The 16,954-nt window shown below is 71.6% G+C and carries 17 protein-coding genes and 1 riboswitch; of the genes, 3 read left to right on the forward strand and 14 right to left on the reverse strand.

The annotated features are described in order from the left end of the window. Nucleotides 1-3: 3 nt before the first annotated feature. The 3 genes from AC4D2C_RS17325 to AC4D2C_RS17335 all read right to left on the reverse strand — a co-directional run bounded on the left by AC4D2C_RS17325 (nt 4) and on the right by AC4D2C_RS17335 (nt 3,451). Nucleotides 4-915, reverse strand: a complete 912-nt coding sequence (locus tag AC4D2C_RS17325; RefSeq protein WP_490916051.1) for a GNAT family N-acetyltransferase — start codon at nt 913-915, stop codon at nt 4-6. Next, on the reverse strand, nt 915-2,303 hold the full coding sequence (locus AC4D2C_RS17330) for a glycine--tRNA ligase (protein ID WP_490916052.1): 1,389 nt from the start codon (nt 2,301-2,303) through the stop codon (nt 915-917). Before AC4D2C_RS17330 ends, AC4D2C_RS17325 begins: the two co-directional genes overlap by 1 nt. Nucleotides 2,304-2,485: 182 nt before the next feature. Continuing rightward, nucleotides 2,486-3,451 carry a DMT family transporter gene (locus AC4D2C_RS17335; protein ID WP_490916053.1) on the reverse strand — a complete coding sequence of 322 codons (966 nt, stop codon included), beginning with the start codon at nt 3,449-3,451 and terminating at the stop codon, nt 2,486-2,488. 40 nt (nt 3,452-3,491) lie between these two features. Between AC4D2C_RS17335 and AC4D2C_RS17340 the strand changes: the two genes are divergently transcribed. Beyond that, nucleotides 3,492-3,722 carry an RNA-binding S4 domain-containing protein gene (locus AC4D2C_RS17340; RefSeq protein ID WP_490916054.1) on the forward strand — a complete coding sequence of 77 codons (231 nt, stop codon included), beginning with the start codon at nt 3,492-3,494 and terminating at the stop codon, nt 3,720-3,722. Nucleotides 3,723-3,764: 42 nt separating this feature from the next. Here the strand turns inward: AC4D2C_RS17340 and AC4D2C_RS17345 are convergent, their stop codons facing one another. Next, nucleotides 3,765-4,445, reverse strand: a complete 681-nt coding sequence (locus tag AC4D2C_RS17345; protein ID WP_490916055.1) for an alpha/beta hydrolase — start codon at nt 4,443-4,445, stop codon at nt 3,765-3,767. 171 nt (nt 4,446-4,616) lie between these two features. Between AC4D2C_RS17345 and AC4D2C_RS17350 the strand changes: the two genes are divergently transcribed. Further along, a complete protein-coding gene (locus AC4D2C_RS17350) occupies nt 4,617-5,435 on the forward strand; it encodes an SGNH/GDSL hydrolase family protein (RefSeq protein WP_490916098.1) in 819 nt (272 codons plus the stop codon). 26 nt (nt 5,436-5,461) lie between these two features. Here the strand turns inward: AC4D2C_RS17350 and AC4D2C_RS17355 are convergent, their stop codons facing one another. The 3 genes from AC4D2C_RS17355 to AC4D2C_RS17365 form a co-directional block, all read right to left on the reverse strand. Beyond that, nucleotides 5,462-5,704, reverse strand: coding sequence for a hypothetical protein (locus AC4D2C_RS17355; RefSeq protein WP_334209295.1), 243 nt, complete (start codon nt 5,702-5,704; stop codon nt 5,462-5,464). 83 nt (nt 5,705-5,787) lie between these two features. Continuing rightward, on the reverse strand, nt 5,788-6,924 hold the full coding sequence (gene metX, locus AC4D2C_RS17360) for a homoserine O-acetyltransferase MetX (RefSeq protein WP_490916099.1): 1,137 nt from the start codon (nt 6,922-6,924) through the stop codon (nt 5,788-5,790). A gap of 54 nt (nt 6,925-6,978) precedes the next feature. Then, the gene (locus AC4D2C_RS17365; protein WP_490916056.1) at nt 6,979-8,295 is read right to left on the reverse strand and encodes a bifunctional o-acetylhomoserine/o-acetylserine sulfhydrylase; all 1,317 of its coding nucleotides are present in this window, start codon (nt 8,293-8,295) and stop codon (nt 6,979-6,981) included. Between the two features lie 82 nt (nt 8,296-8,377). Next, nucleotides 8,378-8,494: riboswitch (SAM riboswitch) on the reverse strand. Nucleotides 8,495-8,642: 148 nt separating this feature from the next. On the opposite strand from AC4D2C_RS17365, the gene AC4D2C_RS17370 reads away from it, so the two are divergent. After that, nucleotides 8,643-9,284, forward strand: coding sequence for a VOC family protein (locus AC4D2C_RS17370; protein WP_490908290.1), 642 nt, complete (start codon nt 8,643-8,645; stop codon nt 9,282-9,284). A gap of 94 nt (nt 9,285-9,378) precedes the next feature. On the opposite strand, the gene AC4D2C_RS17375 is transcribed toward AC4D2C_RS17370, so the two are convergent. The 7 genes from AC4D2C_RS17375 to AC4D2C_RS17405 form a co-directional block, all read right to left on the reverse strand. Then, nucleotides 9,379-9,666, reverse strand: a complete 288-nt coding sequence (locus tag AC4D2C_RS17375) for a DUF1540 domain-containing protein (protein WP_490908291.1) — start codon at nt 9,664-9,666, stop codon at nt 9,379-9,381. 139 nt (nt 9,667-9,805) lie between these two features. Further along, nucleotides 9,806-10,609, reverse strand: coding sequence for a CPBP family intramembrane glutamic endopeptidase (locus AC4D2C_RS17380; RefSeq protein ID WP_490916057.1), 804 nt, complete (start codon nt 10,607-10,609; stop codon nt 9,806-9,808). A gap of 59 nt (nt 10,610-10,668) precedes the next feature. After that, nucleotides 10,669-11,871 carry an amidohydrolase family protein gene (locus AC4D2C_RS17385; protein ID WP_490916058.1) on the reverse strand — a complete coding sequence of 401 codons (1,203 nt, stop codon included), beginning with the start codon at nt 11,869-11,871 and terminating at the stop codon, nt 10,669-10,671. Continuing rightward, nucleotides 11,871-13,313: a formimidoylglutamate deiminase gene (locus AC4D2C_RS17390; protein WP_490916059.1), complete on the reverse strand. Its 1,443-nt coding sequence runs from the start codon at nt 13,311-13,313 to the stop codon at nt 11,871-11,873. Before AC4D2C_RS17390 ends, AC4D2C_RS17385 begins: the two co-directional genes overlap by 1 nt. Then, entirely contained in the window at nt 13,310-14,527 is a 1,218-nt protein-coding gene (locus AC4D2C_RS17395) for an allantoate amidohydrolase (RefSeq protein ID WP_490916060.1), read from the reverse strand. Before AC4D2C_RS17395 ends, AC4D2C_RS17390 begins: the two co-directional genes overlap by 4 nt. A 26-nt stretch (nt 14,528-14,553) precedes the next feature. Continuing rightward, nucleotides 14,554-16,230 carry a urocanate hydratase gene (gene hutU / locus AC4D2C_RS17400; protein ID WP_490916061.1) on the reverse strand — a complete coding sequence of 559 codons (1,677 nt, stop codon included), beginning with the start codon at nt 16,228-16,230 and terminating at the stop codon, nt 14,554-14,556. Next, nucleotides 16,227-16,907: an IclR family transcriptional regulator gene (locus AC4D2C_RS17405; protein WP_490916062.1), complete on the reverse strand. Its 681-nt coding sequence runs from the start codon at nt 16,905-16,907 to the stop codon at nt 16,227-16,229. Before AC4D2C_RS17405 ends, hutU begins: the two co-directional genes overlap by 4 nt. Nucleotides 16,908-16,954 lie beyond the last annotated feature (47 nt).

Raw genomic sequence — 16,954 nt, forward strand, 5'->3', positions numbered from 1 at the left:
GCCTCAGGCCGTCGCGACGACGAGCGTCTCCGGCCCTCCGAGCCGCGCGGCGCCCGTGGCGAGCAGGGGCTCGACGACGGCGACGAGCGCCTCCATCGAGTCGTCCACCTCGACCTGGATGGGGTACTGGTGCACGAGCATCGCGATCATGGTGGCGACGGCGGCCTGCTGCTCCTGCGGGGCGAGCGCGGTGTCGTACCCGAGCAGGACGTCCGCGGGGTCGTCGGTGCGGGCCTGCGTGTAGCTGACCGCGAACGCCGCGATGGTCCCGCCGTCGGCCTTAGGCCGGTCACGGAGCACGATCGCCCCGCCGGCGCCGCTCGTGTCGGCGAGGAACAGCTGCTGGGCGCGTCCCAGGCCGAGCTCCGCCCGGTCCCAGGTGTGCACGGACTCGTAGAAGGCGGCCAGCGCCCGGGTCAATTCCACCGATCCGGTCGCTGCCTCCTCGAGCTGCGGTCCGCCGGCGTCGTCGAACGCCGGTGCCGCGAGGGCGCCGGGCCCGACGACGACGACCCGCGAGCGCTGCAGCGCGGCGAAACCCGTGGCCTCAGCGAATGCGGCGCCCGTGGTGCCCGGGGCCACCTTGGACCGCAGGGCCGTGATGCCCTGCGGTGAGGCCGCGGCCTCGTGCTGGAGCATGGTCAGCAGCGTGGAGCCCACGCCGGCACGCCGGTGGTCCTCGGCGACCTCGATGTAGCACCAGAGCCGGTCGGGGTGGAGGGCCGACCCGTAGACGCAGCCCGCCGCCACGGGGATGCCCTGGTCCACCACGGTGATGCACCGGTTCCACGGCTCGTCCGACGGGGTGCGGAAGGAGCCGCGGAACTGCTCCGACGCGGCCGACTCCGGGTCGCCCCACAGCTGGAGGAGCTCGAGGTCGTCGCCCTCCTGCCAGGCGCGGTACTCGAGGGCCATCAGGCGCCGATCAGGCGGGCCGCGAGGTAGCCCTGCACCTGGTCGAGGGAGACGCGCTCCTGCGCCATGGTGTCGCGCTCCCGGATGGTCACGGCCTGGTCCTCGAGCGTGTCGAAGTCCACCGTGATGCAGAACGGCGTGCCGATCTCGTCCTGGCGGCGGTAGCGGCGGCCGATGGCGCCGGCGTCGTCGAAGTCGATGTTCCAGCCCTTGCGCAGCTGCGCCGCGAGGTCCTTGGCCTTCGGGGAGAGGTCCTCGTTGCGGCTGAGCGGCAGCACGGCGGCCTTGACGGGGGCGAGGCGCGGATCGAGCTTCAGGACGGTGCGCTTGTCCACGCCGCCCTTGGCGTTGGGGGCCTCGTCCTCGGTGTAGGAGTCGACGAGGAACGCCATGAAGGAGCGCGTCAGGCCGGCCGCAGGCTCGATCACGTAGGGGGTGTAGCGCTCGTTGGTGGCCTGGTTGAAGTAGCCGAGGTCGGTGCCCGAGTGCTTGGAGTGGGTGGAGAGGTCGAAGTCGGTGCGGTTGGCGATGCCTTCGAGCTCACCCCACTCGGAGCCGGTGAAGCCGAAGCGGTACTCGATGTCCGTGGTGCCCTTGGAGTAGTGGCTCAGCTTCTCGAGGGGGTGCTCGAAGAGGCGCAGGTTGTCCGGGTTGATGCCGAGGTCGGTGTACCAGGCGAAGCGCTGGTCGATCCAGTACCGGTGCCATTCCTCGTCGGTGCCGGGCTCGACGAAGAACTCCATCTCCATCTGCTCGAACTCGCGGGTGCGGAAGATGAAGTTACCCGGGGTGATCTCGTTGCGGAAGCTCTTGCCGATCTGGCCGATGCCGAAGGGCGGCTTCTTGCGCGCGGTGGTCAGCACGTTGTTGAAGTTCACGAAGATGCCCTGCGCGGTCTCGGGGCGCAGGTAGTGCATGCCCTCCTCCGAAGCCACGGGGCCGAGGAAGGTCTTCAGGAGCCCGGAGAACTCCTGCGGCTCGGTCCACTGGCCCTTGGTGCCGCAGTTGGCACACGTGACGTCCTTCAGCCCGTTCTCCGGCGCGCGGCCCTTCTTCTCCTCGTACTCCTCCTCGAGGTGGTCCGCGCGGTAGCGCTTGTGGCAGGAGAGGCACTCCACCAGCGGGTCGCTGAAGACCTCCACGTGCCCTGACGCCTCCCAGACCTGGCGGGGCAGGATCACGGCGGAATCGAGCCCGACGACGTCCTCGCGGCCGCGCACCATGGTCTGCCACCACTGACGCTTGATGTTCTCCTTCAACTCGGCGCCCAGCGGTCCGTAGTCCCAGGCGGACCGGGACCCGCCGTAGATCTCCCCCGACTGGAACACGAAGCCGCGCCGCTTGGCGAGCGAGATGATGGGGTCGAGTGCTGACTTGGCTGCTGCCATGGTGTTTCTTCTCCAGTTCTGTGCAGGCCGCTGGGTGCGGTCCGCAGGTGGGGGGCGCGTGCTGAAGGGCTGTCCGCCCCGTCGTGCGGGGCGCGGAAAGCTTCCGGAGCAAGCCTACCGGTTTCGCTATCCCGGCGGCCGGGACGCGGGAGCGGCCAGGGTCCGCGCCGCACCCGGGCCGGCTACCGGGCGCGGGCCTGCCGGGGCCAGGGAAGCGTGGTGAGGATGATCGCGACGAGGGTCAGGAGCGTGCCGGCGACCGTCGCGAACACCACGATCGTGCCGGGCGCGGGCACCACGAGGTCCAGCAGCAGCGACCCGACGAGCTGCCCGCCGATCATGCAGAGTCCTGTGAGCAGGACACCGAGGCTGCGCACGAGCAGGGCGCCGAGCGCGATGAAGATGCAGCCCATGGGGCCGCCCAGGTAGTACCACCACTCCGACGGCAGCGGGTTGCCGGGACCGGCGATCGCGACCTTGATGAGCCAGGCCGTGAGCAGCACCGCCGTGCCGGCGATGAAGTTCATCAGGGTGGCCGCGAGCGGTGTGCCGTAGTGGAGTGCCGCCGTGCCGTTCATGGCCTGCTGGAAGCTCATGAGCACACCGGCCGCGACGGGCAGCAGCACGGGCACCAGCCAGCTCGAGAGCTCCCCCGCGGCGCCGAAGCGCGGCGAGACGGCCCACACCACGGACAGGACCGTGAGGATCACGCCGATGACCCGCATGGGCGTCGCGGCGCGCTTCCCACCCGGCCCGATGCCCGCCTTGTCGACGAGGAGGCCGCTGAGCGTCTGGCCCATGACGGCGGCCACCGTGAACAGGGCCACACCGAGGATGCCGATGGTCAGCGACTGCGAGAACACGAAGAACGCGCCGATGGCTCCGGCCCCGATGTAGTAGGGCGGGAAGCGGCGTTCGCGGACCGAGGGGATGATCTGGCGGGCGCCCGCCCGCGCGCTCGGCACCGCGATCGTCAGGGCGATCATCACGATCAGGCCCGTGCCGAAGCTGATCAGCGCGGCCGCGATGCCGTCGTCGAGGACCGTCCCGAGTGCGCCGTTGATCCTGCCCTGGACGGGGATGGCGAGCCCTGCGGCGAGGGCGAGGGGGAAACCGACAGCGGGGGGAAGGGCATGCGCATCAGACACCCGTCCACCCTAGTGGGGCGGCGTCCGGCAGAATGGATGCATGACCGACGACGCATCCACCGCAGAGCTTCCCATCCGTGATGACATGATCCGGCTCGGGCAGCTGCTGAAGCTCGCGTCGCTCGCGGAGGACGGCGTCGAGGCGAAGGCGCTGATCGACAACGGCCTGGTGCACGTCAACGGGGAGATCGAGGAGCGCCGCGGACGGCAGCTGCACCCCGGCGACACTGTCGGCGTCAACGGCGTCACGGTACGTATCACGCGTGGCTGACGCCCCGTCGGCCGCGCGTCGTGCCGGTCCGAGTCGTGCCGGTCAGCGTCGTCCGAGGACCGTCATGCTCAGGAACTCACGGACGTGCATGAGCTCCTGCGGGTTGATGCTGTGGAACATGTTCGGGTAGAGGATCTTGGTCAGCGTGGTGTGCCTCACCAGCCAGGCGTGCGTGAACTCGATCATCTCGGGCGTGATGACGGGATCCTCCTGGTCCCTCCCCCAGAAGAACGGCGTCCGCGCGGCCGCGGCCTCCTCGTCGCGGAAGAAGGCGCGGTCCTCGGCGGGAACGGCGAAGCCCGAGAGCCCGACGACGCACGCGAAGTCCGCGGGCCGGTGCCGCAGCAGCGACGTCGCGACACCCATGCCCTGGGAGAAGCCGAGGATGCTGACACTGGAGTGGTTGCCGCGCACGGTGTCCAGCCACTGGGAGACGGCGCCGACGCTCTCCACCACACGGTCCACCGAGTAGTCGTCCTCGCGCGCCAGCGGGAACCAGGAGAAGCCGGGGCCCGCCGGCCGCGGTGCCCGCACCGATGCCACGGTGAACTCGTCCGGCAGGTGGTCGGTGAGGCCCATCAGGTCCTTCTCGTCGGCCATGTACCCGTGGAACAGCACGAGCAGGGGTGTGCCCTCCCGCTCGGGCTCGGGCTTCGACCAGAGGACCACCGGATCCCAGGAGCCGACGGGGGGTGCAGCCGTGCCGCGGGCGGTGTCAGTCATGATTTCCATTCTGGCACGGCCCGCTCCGGCGTCCGGCGACGGGAGCGGCCCGGCCGGCGCGGGCCGGATTCGTTGGCGCGCCGCAGCGTCAGTTGCAACAATGGCCCGGTGACCCCACCCAGCGCAGAGACTCCCCTGCCGGAGGCGAGCGACCCGATCCCGAACGGGCCGATGATCGATCCGGTCCTCCACTCGGAGCCGCACCCCTGGCACCGCTACGTCGCCCTCGGTGACTCCTTCACGGAGGGCATCGGCGACCCGAACCCCGAGAGCATCGGCGGCAATCGCGGCTGGGCCGACCGGGTCGCGGAGGAGCTGGCCCGCGGGCAGGACGATTTCGCCTACGCGAACCTCGCGGTCCGCGGACGCCTGCTGCAGCAGATCATCGACCAGCAGGTGGAGCCCGCCCTGGCCCTGCACCCCGACCTGGTGACCATCTCGGCGGGCGGGAACGACCTGATCAGGCCCGGCGGCGACCCTGACGTGCTGGCGGAGAAGCTCGACGCCGTCGTCGCGGACCTCGCCTCCAGGGGTGCCACCGTGGTGCTCTTCACGGGGCCGGACGTCCGTGAGACGGTGCTCGGCAGCATCCGCTCGAAGACCGCCATCTACAACGAGAATCTGCGCACGATCGCGTCCCGCCATGAGGCGGTCATCGCCGACATGTGGGCGCTGCGGCAGCTCACGAACCCGCAGATGTGGTCCTCCGACCGCCTGCACTTCTCGCCGCTCGGCCACCACACCATTGCCGCGATGGTGCTGGATACCCTCGCGGTCCGGCACACGCTCGAACCGCTGCACCCCAAGGACCTCCCCGCCCGGACCTGGCGTGCGGCCCGGGCGGAGGACCTCGTCTGGGCCCGCGAGTACTTCGTGCCGTGGGTGCTCCGGCGGCTGCGCCACCAGTCGTCGGGCGACGGCGTGCTCGCCAAGCGTCCCGAGCCCGAACCGATCTTCGGGCCGGGCATGCCGCCGGGCGCCGCCGAATAACTCGGCGGACGAGCGCCGTCGCGTGCTCAGGCGTCGAGCGAGACCTCGCCGTTCGCCACCGCGTCGGCGCAGGCGCTGAGGTCGGGCCCGGGCTTGAAGTCCACGAACTGCGGCTGCAGTTTCTGGAAGAGGAACTCGTAGACCTCGTCGCGGGACTTCCCTCCCATGGTCTCCACGGCCTCGCGGACCGCACCCTGCAGGGCACGGTCCGAGTCCAGCAGGATCTTGTCGCGTGCTTCCTGGTTCCAGCCGATGGTGCTCAGTTCCATGAACAGCTCCTCGCGTCGATGGGTCCGCGGCGGACGCCCCGGACATGCCCGCCACTCATTCGTAAGCAGGCTTAGCTCCCAGCCTAGGTGGCTGCCGGAGGAAACCCAACCGATAGATGCGCGTCCGGGTAGAAGGCGGCACGGAGCTGGTCGTCTATCTGGTGGATCTGCGTGAGGAAGGCGTCGTGGCCTACGGCCGAGGAGATCATGTGGACGGGCACCTCCCCGGGCAGTCCGGCGGCCAGGCGCCGTGACTGCTCGGGGAAGTACAGCCGGTCGGTGTCCACGGCGGCGATGAAGAACTCGGCCGTCGCCCCACCCAGGGCGCCGTCGAGGCTCCCGCGCGCGCGGGCCGCGTCGTGGCTCATGAGCGCCTCGGTCAGGACGACGTAGCTGTTGGCGTCGAAGCGCTCCACCAGCTTTTCCGCCTTGTGGTCGAGGTAGCTCTCCACCTGGTAGCGGCCCCGGCCGGCGGGCAGGACGGCACCGAAGGGCTGCTCGCCGTCCTGCACCGCGCGGCCGAAGCGCGCTTCCAGCTCCTGCTCGGATCGGTAGGTGATGTGCGCGATGCGCCGGGCGAGGCCGAGGCCCGCCTCCGGATGCGGGCCGTCGTAGTAGTCCCCGCCACGGTACGCCGGGTCGAGGCGGATGGCCTGCAGCTGTGCCTGGGCGAACGCTATCTGTTCGGCCGAGCTGGCGGCTGTGCAGGCGACAACGGCGCACCGCTCCACGCGCTGCGGATACATCAGTGCCCACTCGAGGGCGCGCGCCCCGCCCATGGACCCGCCGATCACGGAGTGCCAGCGGTCGACGCCGAGCCGGTCCGCGAGCAGGGCCTCCGCCCGCACGGCGTCGCGGATGGTGACGAACGGGAACCGCGATCCCCAGGGTGTGCCGTCGGGTGCGAGGCTTGCCGGGCCCGTCGACCCGTAGCAGCCTCCCAGCATGTTGACGGACACCACGAAGTAGCGGTCGGTGTCCACCGTGCGGCCAGGCCCCACGAGGGCGTCCCACCAGCCCTCCTCCTCCGAGGCGCCGCGCGCCACGTGGGAGCTGCCCGTCAGGGCGTGCTGCACGAGCACGGCGTTGGAGCCGTCCGGGTCGAGCCGCCCCCAGGTCTCGTAGGCGAGCTGGACATCGGGCAGCTCGCCCCCGGTCTCCAGGGCCAGCGGCCCGATCGGCAGGACGCGCAGGAGTCCGTCTCCCGGTGCGCCGCCGATCCCGGGGTGCGACGGCGCAGCAGGGTAGGCAGCAGGGTGGGTGGTCACGAAGGGTTAGGCTCCTTTGGCGGCGCGGAAGCCCGCGTCGAGGTCGGCGAGGATGTCGTCGATGTTCTCCAGGCCCACGGCGAGCCGCACCAGGCCCGGACGCACGCCGGCCGCGAGCTGCGCCTCCGCCCCGAGCTGGCTGTGCGTGGTCGACGCCGGGTGGATGACGAGCGAGCGGACGTCACCCACATTCGCGACGTGGGAGTGCAGCTCGAGGCCGTCCACGAAGCGCTTGCCCGCCTCCAGCCCGCCGGCGATGTCGAAGCTGACGATCGCCCCCGTGCCGTTGCGCCCGTACTTCTTCCCGCGCTCGTACCAGGGACTGGAGCTGAGCCCCGCGTAGGCGACGCCCTCGACGTCGTCGTGCCCCTCGAGCCACTCGGCGACCGCCTGCGCATTCTGCACGTGGCGCTCCAGGCGCAGGCTGAGGGTCTCCAGCCCCTGGGCGATGAGGAAGGCGTTGAAGGGCGAGACGGCGGACCCGAGGTCGCGCAGCAGCTGCACCCGCGCCTTCAGGATGTACGCGAGGTTGGCGCCGAGCGCGCCGCCCACCCCGAGATCGCGTGCGTAGACGAGCCCGTTATAGCTCTCGTCCGGCGTGTTGAAGCCCGGGAACCTCTCCGGGTACTGCGCGAAGTCGAAGTTCCCCGAGTCCACGATCACGCCGGCGATCGCGGTACCGTGCCCGCCCAGGTACTTCGTGGCGGAGTGCACCACGATGTCGGCGCCCCACTCGATCGGCCGGATCAGGTACGGCGTGGACAGCGTGTTGTCCACGATCAGGGGCAGCCCGTGCTCGTGGGCGACGGCGCTGATGCCCTCCAGGTCGAGGACGTCCTGCCGCGGATTGGAGACCACCTCGCCGAAGAACAGCTTGGTGTTCGGGCGGATGGCGGCCCGCCATTGCCCGAGGTCGTCCGGGTCCTCCACGAAGGTGGTCTCGATGCCGAACTTCTTCAGGGTGTGCTTGAAGAGGTTGTAGGTGCCGCCGTAGAGGCTGGGACTGGCCACGATGTGGTCCCCGGCCTCGGCGACGTTGAGCACGGCGAAGGTCTCCGCGGCTTGCCCGGAGGCGAGCAGCAGCGCGCCGACCCCGCCCTCGAGGCTCGCGATCCTGGTCTCGACGGCCTCCTGGGTGGGATTCCCGATACGCGTGTAGATCGGGGCGAGCTCCGCCAGCGCGAACCTGTTCGCGGCGCTCTCCGCGCTCGGGAAGACGAACGACGTCGTCTGGTAGATGGGCAGCGCACGCGCCCCCGTGGCTGGATCCGGCACCTGGCCGGCGTGGATCTGGCGTGTCTCAAAGGACCAATCGTTGGACATGGTGCTCCCTGTCGAAGGGGCTCCTCCTCGTCCGCTGCTCCTGCCGACGGGTCACCACCGAAGGAAGCATCGACTCCGCAGGAGCCCGCGCTTGCGCGACGCCGGTCTGGCGCCGCACCTGGTCCTCACCCGGGGCACCCCACCGCGGTTGGAGGGTTGCCGGCCAGCAAGCCGGGGCTTCGTGCTGGCACTCATGACCTGCATCCATGGAAACCCATCTGGGCGGATCCGGCAACACGTGTGACATTGCGTGAAGGAGGGCGCACCGTGCGCCCGGTGCAGGGGCAGGATCAGGAGTAAGGGCAGCCTAAGTCGAGACGCACATCACTTAGTGCCACACTGTCGGCATGCGCCTGGACCACGTCTCTTACGCCTGTGAACCCGATGGACTTGCCGCGACTGCCGATCGCATCTCGGCCCGGCTCGGCATGGAGCCGGTGAAGGGCGGGGTGCATCCCCGCTTCGGCACCCGGAACATGATCTTCCCGCTGGCCAACGGTCAGTACCTCGAGGTCGTCGAGGTCCTCAACCACCCCGCGTCGGACAAGGCGCCGTTCGGACAGGCCGTCCGCGCCCGGTCCGAGGCCGGCGGCGGCTGGATGGGCTGGTGCGTGGCCGTGGACGACCTGGGCCCCTTCGAGGAGCGCCTCGGCCGCAGCGCGGTCCCCGGCAACCGCAAGTTCCCCGACGGCCAGGAGCTCACTTGGCAGCAGATCGGCATCAAGGGGCTCATCGCTGATCCCCAGGTCCCCTACCTGCTGCGGTGGGACGACGGGACCGAGCCCCTGCATCCCTCGAAGGCCCGACCTGCCTCGGTGAAACTGGACTGCCTGACCATCGCCGGGTCCTCCGAGCGCGTCACGGAATGGCTCGGCACGGACGTCGAGGCGACGCTCGACGGCGTGCAGGTCCAGTGGATCGCGCCCAGGGGCACGCCGGGCATCATGTCCGTGACATTCGAGACCGCCGACGGCCGCATCGAGATCTGACGCATCGTATTACCAGGAAGTCGTATCACCAGGAAGGGACCGGACGATCCGTCCGGTCCCTTCCTCGTCCGCCCGTTCGCGCTGTGCGCGTGGATCAGGCGTGCGTGTAGGTGAGGCAGTCCGCGGCCTCGGCGCCCGGACCCACCTTCACCGCGGCGGCGGTGCACAGCAGGTCGTGGTTGAACGAGCACTCCGAACGCTGGCAGGCCCCGACATGCGCGAGCATCTTCGGGAGGCCTCCGCTGATCGACGTGTCGATGAAGGTGGCGCAGGACGCGTGCTCCTCGCTCCCGGACACCGTGATGGCGACGGCTGTACAGCCGTCGTGGTTGAACGAGCAGTTGTGGACACTGCACTCGGAGACACTCGTGACGACGCTCATCGTTCCTCCTGGTTCACCCCGTAGCGGCCCGGCTGGAACCGTGCGCTCCTGACTGGATGAATTCACGGTAACACCGCAATTGTCGGATAATTTAGTCATGATTTACGTCCGCAAATAAGGAAAGCAAGGCTTGGCTTATTCAGCCGCCGATACCGATGGCGGGCCCGAGGAGCGCGAACCCGACGAACCCCGCGGTGTCGATGAGGGCGTGGGCGATCACGAGCGGCATGACCCTCCGGGTGCGCGTGTAGAACCAGGCGAACAGCAGTCCCATCAGGACGTTCCCGATGAACGGCCCGAACCCCTGGTACAGGTGATAGCTGCCGCGCACCAGCGCGCTCGTGAGGATGATGGCGGGCGTGGACCAGCCGAGCTCCCGCAGGCGGATGAACAGGTAGCCCACCACGATGACCTCCTCCAGCACCGCGTGCCGCACCGCGGACAGGACGAGCACAGGGACGGTCCACCAGTAGGAATCGAGGGCGGCGGGCACCAGGGCCGTGGTGATGCCGAGGGCGCGGCCGGCGGCGTACACGCCGAGGGTGCCGACGCCGATGATCACCGCGAGGCCCACCCCGAAGCCGACCGTGCGCAGCGGTTTCTCGAACGTGAACCCGAGGCGCCGGAACGCCGACACCCCGTGCCCGCCCAGCAGGAACAGCACGAGTGCCACGGGCACCAGCGCGAAGAGGATGTCCAGGAGCTGGTAGGCGAGGTCGAAGTACTGCCGGTCGTTGAGCACCGGGTTCAGGGTGGTGGTCTGCGCCGCGAGCGGCCCCCGTGTGAACTTCTCCGCCAGGTTCACCACGGCGTACACACCCGACTGCCCGAGCGAGAGCCCGAAGACGATCAGCAGCTCCGCCGTGATGCGCCGCCTGCGCGCCGCGGCATCGAGGTGGGGGTGGTCGGCGGTCGGCGCGGTGGATGCGGGCTCGGCAGGCATGGCGCTATCCTCGCAGCGGCTGCCGGGGATTCCCAGCCGGACGCCGGCCGCGGGGAGTCCTAGCGCACCCGGCGGCCTGCCTTCCAGACGGCGTGCACGAGGGGCATCCCGGGCCGGTAGGCGAGGTGCGTGGCGGACGGCGCGTCGAGCAGCTGCAGGTCGGCGCGGTGCCCGACGGCGAGCGAGCCGACGGCGCGGCGGCCGTCGGCGTCGTCCCCCGTGTGGCGGCGCAGGGCGAGCGCTCCGCCGTAGGTCGCTGCGCGGACCGCCTCGTGCACGGTCAGCCCCATCTGCAGCACGGCCGTGGCGACGCAGAAGGCCATGGAGCTGGTGTAGGACGTGCCGGGGTTGCAGTTGCTGGCCAGGGCGAGCTGCACGCCGGCGTCGCGCAGTCTCCGCGCGGGCGGGAACGGCTGGCGCGTTGAGAGGTCGCAGGCCGGCAGGCACGTGGCGACGGTGCCGGGCGCTGCTCCGTCGGCGAAGCCGGACCAGGTCCCCGAGAGTGCCGCGACGTCGGTGTCGGACAGGTGGTTGGCGTGGTCCACGCTGGCGGCGCCGAGCTCCACGGCGAGCGCGACGCCGTCGCCCGGTCCGAGCTGGTTGCCGTGCACGCGCAGGCCGAGGCCGGCGGCGGCGCAGGCCTCCAGCACGTGCCGCGCCTGGTCCGCGGTGAAGGCGCCCGTCTCGCAGAAGACGTCGGCCCAGCGGACGTGGGGCAGGACGGCGTCGAGCATGGGGCCGGCCACGAGGTCGGTGTAGGCGTCGGCGTCCGCCCCGTCCGGGACGAGGTGCGCGCCGAGGTAGGTGACCTCGTCCACCACGCCGGCGGCGATGCGCGCGCTGCGGGCCTCGTGCCCGATGTCCAGGCCGTAGCCCGTCTTCGTCTCGAGATAGGTGGTGCCGCCCGCCGCGGCCTCGGCGACGCGGGCCAGCAGGAGCCGCGTGAGGTCGTAGTCCCCCGTGGCGCGTGTCGCCCCGACGGTCACGGCGATGCCGCCCGCCGCGTACTCCTGCCCTGCCATGCGCGCCTCGAACTCCGCCGTCCGGTCGCCGGCGAACACGAGGTGCGTGTGGCTGTCGACCCAGCCCGGCAGGCCGGCACGGTTGCCGGCGTCGTACGCCTCATCTGCTGTGGGCGCGCGTGCGGCCGGGCCGATCCAGCTGATGCGCTCCCCCTCGAGGACGACGGCGGCGTCCCGAAGGACCGCGCCGTCGGTGTCCTGCGTCATGAGTTCGCCGATGTTCGTGATCAGGACGGACATCAGCGCTCCCGGGGCTGCGCGTGGTGTGTCACCGGGCGGCCGGGCCCGTCCGCCGCGGCCGCAGCGTCGAGGCGGTCGATGGCGGCGGCCAGCAGGGGCCCCGGAGCGCCGAGCGCCGCATGGACGCCGTCCCGGGCCACGAGGACCCCACCGACGACGACGCCCGTGACGTCCTGCGCCGTCGCCGTGTACGCGAGCTGCTCCCGGGCGGACCCGGCGGTGCGCGCGCTGCGCGGATCGACGGCCATGAAATCGGCGGCACGGCCCGGAGCGAAGCCCGGGCCGGGGCGTCCCTGTGCGGCGGCCCCGCCGAGCGCCACGATGCCGTGCAACCGCTCCGGATCGAAGTGCCCGCGCCGTCCGGTGCGCAGGCGCTCGCCGTGCTCGAGGGCCCGCATCTCCAGCCAGGGGTCCACGACGGCGTGCTGGTCGGTGCCGAGGGCGAGCCTCGCTCCCGCCGCCTGGAAGTCGCCGGCCGGTCCGATCCCGTCCGCGAGGTCCGCCTCGGTGGTGGGGCAGACGACGATCACGGCCCCTGCATCGGCGAGCACGGCGATGTCCCGGTCGCTCACGTGGGTGGCGTGCACGGCGGACAGTCGGTCGGTCACGAGGCCGTGCCGGTCGAGCAGCGCGGTCGGGGTGCGGCCCGTGGCCCGCAGGCAGTCCTCGTTCTCCGCGGGCTGCTCGGACAGGTGCACATGCAGGGGCAGGTCGGCCGGCAGGTGCCGCGCGACGACGGCCAGGTCCTGCTCGGGGACGGCGCGCACGGAATGGAGGGCAGCCCCTACCGTCACCCGGTGAGCCGGGTACTGCGCGGTGACGGCGGCGCGCAGGGAGGCGAGGCGTTCGAGCCAGCGCGCGGCGGTCCCGTCGGAGAACCGGCGCTGGCCCTCCTCGGGCGGGAGCCCGAAGCCGCCGGCGAGGTAGCAGGTGTCGAGCAGCGTCAGCCGGATCCCGGCCCGGACGGCCGCGCGGGCGAGTGCCAGCTCCATGGCGTGCTCTCCGTGCGCGTCCGCGTCGTCCCCCTGCCCGTACGGGGTCCCGTCCACCCGGTGGTGGACGTAGTGGAACTCGGCGACGCTCGTCCAGCCCGCCACCACCATCTCGGCGTACACGGCGGTCGCGAGCTCCTCGTAGAGCTCGGGCGTGAGGGTGTTCGCCGCGCGGTACATGGTCTCCCGCCACGTCCAGAACGTCCCGCCCCCCACCGTGCCGTGGGTGCGGCCACGCAGGGCGCGGTGGAACGCGTGGGAGTGGGCGTTCGCGGCACCGGGGAAAGCCACACCCCGCAGGACCGCGTCGCCGTCTCGTGCGGGGACGCCGGCCAGCACGCTCACCACGAGGCCGGCGTCGTCGACCTCGACCCGGAGGGCGTCCGCCACACCCCCGGCCCCCAGCCAGGCGTGCTCGCACCAGAGGGCGCGCGCCGCGGGCTGCGTCACAGCAGGTCTTCGAGGACGTCGGCGAGCGCGGTGGCGCCGGCGTCGGCGTCCTCGCGCTCGACGAACTCCTCGGGCGAGTGGCTGATGCCCGTGGGGTTGCGGACGAACAGCATGGCGGTCGGCGCGATCGTCCCCAGGATGCCGGCGTCGTGCCCCGCGCCGGTCGGCAACGTGGGAGCGCCCGGGAAGGAGCGGCCGAGGGCAAGACCGAGCGTGCGCTGCAGTGCCCCGTCGAAGTGGACCGTGCCACTGCGCGACTCCTCGGTCAGGGTGGCGCGGCAGCCCTCGAAGGCGCAGATCTTCTGGGCCTGGCCGTGGATCTTCTCGATGAGCGACGCCGTCACAGCGTCCTCCTCGTGCCGGACGTCGAGCCAGAGGTCCACGCGGGAGGCGATGACGTTGGTGCCGCCGGGCACGGGCTGCAGGCGTCCGACGGTGGCGCGCGCGCCGTCCTGCTCGGCTGCGACCCTGCGCGCGGCGAGCACCACCTGGGCGGCGGCGATCATCGGGTCGGCGCGGTCGGCCATGAGGGTGGTACCGGCATGGTTGCCCTGACCCGTGATGGACAGGCGCCAGCGGCCGTGCCCCAGCATGGTGGACCCGATCGCGACGGCCGAGTCCAGGTCGATGAGCCCGCGCCCCTGCTCCACGTGCAGTTCCACGAAGTCGCCGATGTGCCGGATCGCCTCCTCGTCCCGGCCGAGGTGTGCCGGGTCGAGTCCCGCGGCTCGGGAGGCGTCGGCGAACGTGGTGCCGTCGGCGTCCGTGAGGGTCCGCACGTGATCCGGGTCCAGGGTCCCGGTGAGCAGGCGGGAGCCGAGGCAGGACACACCGAAGCGCGAGCCCTCCTCCTCCGGGAACACCGTGACCGCGAGGGAGCGGTGCCGCTGGATGCCGCGCTCCCGCAGGAGGTCGACGGCGACGAGCGCGGAGGCGACGCCGAGGGGGCCGTCGAACGCCCCGCCGCCGGGCACGGAGTCGAGGTGGCTGCCGGTGACGAGGGCGCCGTCGCGGCTGTCCGTCGCGTCCCACCAGGCCCAGAGGATGCCGTTCCGGTCGGTCTCCACGGACAGTCCGCGCGCGGCGGCCTCGGCGGAGAACCACTCCCGCAGCGACTGCTCGGCGGGGGTGAACACGCCGCGCGAGTAGCCGCCGCGGGCGGCGTCCCGTCCTACGTCGCTGATGGAGTCGAGCACTGAGGAGACGGTCTGCATGGGCTACCTTCCGAGGGGTCGTGTACTCAGGATTCCATGGGGATGCGCACGCCGCGCTCGGCGGCGACCTCGCGGGCCCGCTCGTAGCCGGCGTCGACGTGGCGGATGACGCCCGTGCCCGGATCGTTCGTCAGGAGGCGTTCGAGCTTCCGGGCGGCGAGGTCGGTGCCGTCGGCCACCGAGACCTGTCCGGCGTGGATGGAGCGGCCGATGCCGACGCCGCCGCCGTGGTGGATGGAGACCCACGTGGCCCCGGACGCTGTGGTGAGCAGCGCGTTCAGGAGGGGCCAGTCGGCGACCGCGTCGGAGCCGTCCGCCATGGCCTCCGTCTCGCGGTAGGGCGAGGCGACGGAGCCGGAGTCCAGGTGGTCGCGGCCGATGACGATGGGCGCCGACACCTTCCCCTCCGCGACGAGCCGGTTGAAGAGGAGGCCCGCCTTGGCGCGGTCCCCGTAGCCGAGCCAGCAGATGCGTGCGGGCAGGCCTTCGAACTCCACGTGCTCCGCGGCGGCGTCGAGCCAGCGGTGCAGGTGCCCGTTGTCCGGGAACAGGTCCTTGAGGGCGGCGTCCGTGACGGCGATGTCCGCCGGATCACCGGACAGCGCCACCCAGCGGAACGGGCCGAGCCCTTCGCAGAAGAGCGGGCGGATGTACGCGGGGACGAACCCGGGGATGTCGAAGGCGCGCCCGTAGCCGCCCGTGCGGGCCTCGTCGCGGATCGAGTTGCCGTAGTCGAAGACCTCGGCGCCGGCGTCGAGGAAGCCGACCATCGCCTCGACGTGCAGGGCCATCGAGGCCTGTGCCTTCTTGGTGAAGCCCTCGGGGTCGGCGGCGGCCTCACGGTCCCACTCGTCGGGGGCGATGCCCTCGGGCAGGTAGCTGAGCGGGTCGTGGGCGGAGGTCTGGTCGGTGACGATGTCGACGTCGAGCCCGCGCCTCAGCAGCTCGGGGAAGACCGCCGCGGCGTTCCCGACCACGCCGACCGACAGGGGGCGCCCGTCATGCTTCGCGGCGAGGACCTGCGCCACGGCGTCGTCGAGCGTGTCCGCGACGGTGTCCAGGTACCGCTTCGCCACGCGGCGGCGCAGCCGCGCCTCGCTGACGTCGACGATCAGGACGGCGCCTCCGTTGAGCGTGACGGCGAGCGGCTGCGCGCCGCCCATACCGCCGCAGCCCGCGGTGAGGGTCAGGGTGCCGGCGAGGGTGCCGCCGAAGCGCTTGCGGGCGACCGCCGCGAAGGTCTCGAACGTGCCCTGGAGGATGCCCTGCGTGCCGATGTAGATCCATGACCCGGCCGTCATCTGCCCGTACATCATGAGGCCCTCGGCCTCGAGCCTCCGGAACTCGGGCCAGGTGGCCCAGTCGCCCACGAGGTTGGAATTGGCGAGCAGCACCCGCGGCGCCCACGCATGGGTGCGGAACACGCCGACGGGCTTGCCGGACTGCACGAGGAGCGTCTCGTCGTCCTCGAGGGTCTCCAGGGTGCGGACGATCACGTCGTACGCCTCCCAGCTGCGTGCCGCGCGGCCCGTGCCGCCGTAGACCACGAGGTCCTCGGGGCGCTCGGCCACCTCGGGGTCGAGGTTGTTCATGAGCATGCGCAGCGGCGCCTCCGTCTGCCAGCTCTTCGCCGTGAGGTGCGTGCCGCGGGCCGCGCGGATGGAGCGGGAAGGGTCGTGCCGGGAACTCGGGGGGCTGGTCATGCTGGTTCTCCTCGGGTGGTGTCGGCGGCGGGTTCGTCCGTCCGGCTCAGTACCGCTGCCGCCTCCTGCGCGACGAGCGCCCCGATGCGGCGGGCCCCGGCGTCGGTGATGCGGTAGCTGGGGACGACGACGCTGAGCGCAGCGGAGGGCCGGCCGCCGGGCGAGACGGGCGCGGCGATCGCGGTGACGTCGGCCTCGATGCCGTCGCGCACGACGACGAAGCCGCCGGCCGGCGGTCCGCCCGCGAGGACCGCGCCGACGGCGGTGCCCTCCAGCGGGATGCTGCGGCCCACCCAGCTGGCGTGGCGGACCGAGTGAGTACCCTCACGCATCGCGAGGTAGACGCCCTCGCCGTCGTGCGAGGGGACGCTCAGGTACGCCGACTCCCCCGTCTGCCGCACGAGCCGTTCGAGGGCGGGTTCGGAGAGGGAGACGAGCGATTCGTGGCCGAGGGCCTGCGCACCGAGCTGCACCACGCGGAGTCCGGGCCGGTAGGCGCCGAGCGGGTCGCGCCGCACGAAGCCGGTGCCCTCGAGCGTGCGCAGCAGGCGCAGCGCCGTCGACGCCGACAGCTCGGCCTCCCGTGCCGCGTCCGCGAGGCTGAGGGACCCGGCGTCGCAGACCGCACCGAGGAGGACGAGCGCTCGCTCCACGGTGCGGGTCGAGGATTCCGCCATGCTCGCCTCCTTGCACTAATACCCGCCGTAGCTTTCACTTATTGAAA

The sequence above is a fragment of the Arthrobacter sp. TJ-240 genome (assembly GCF_058269195.1).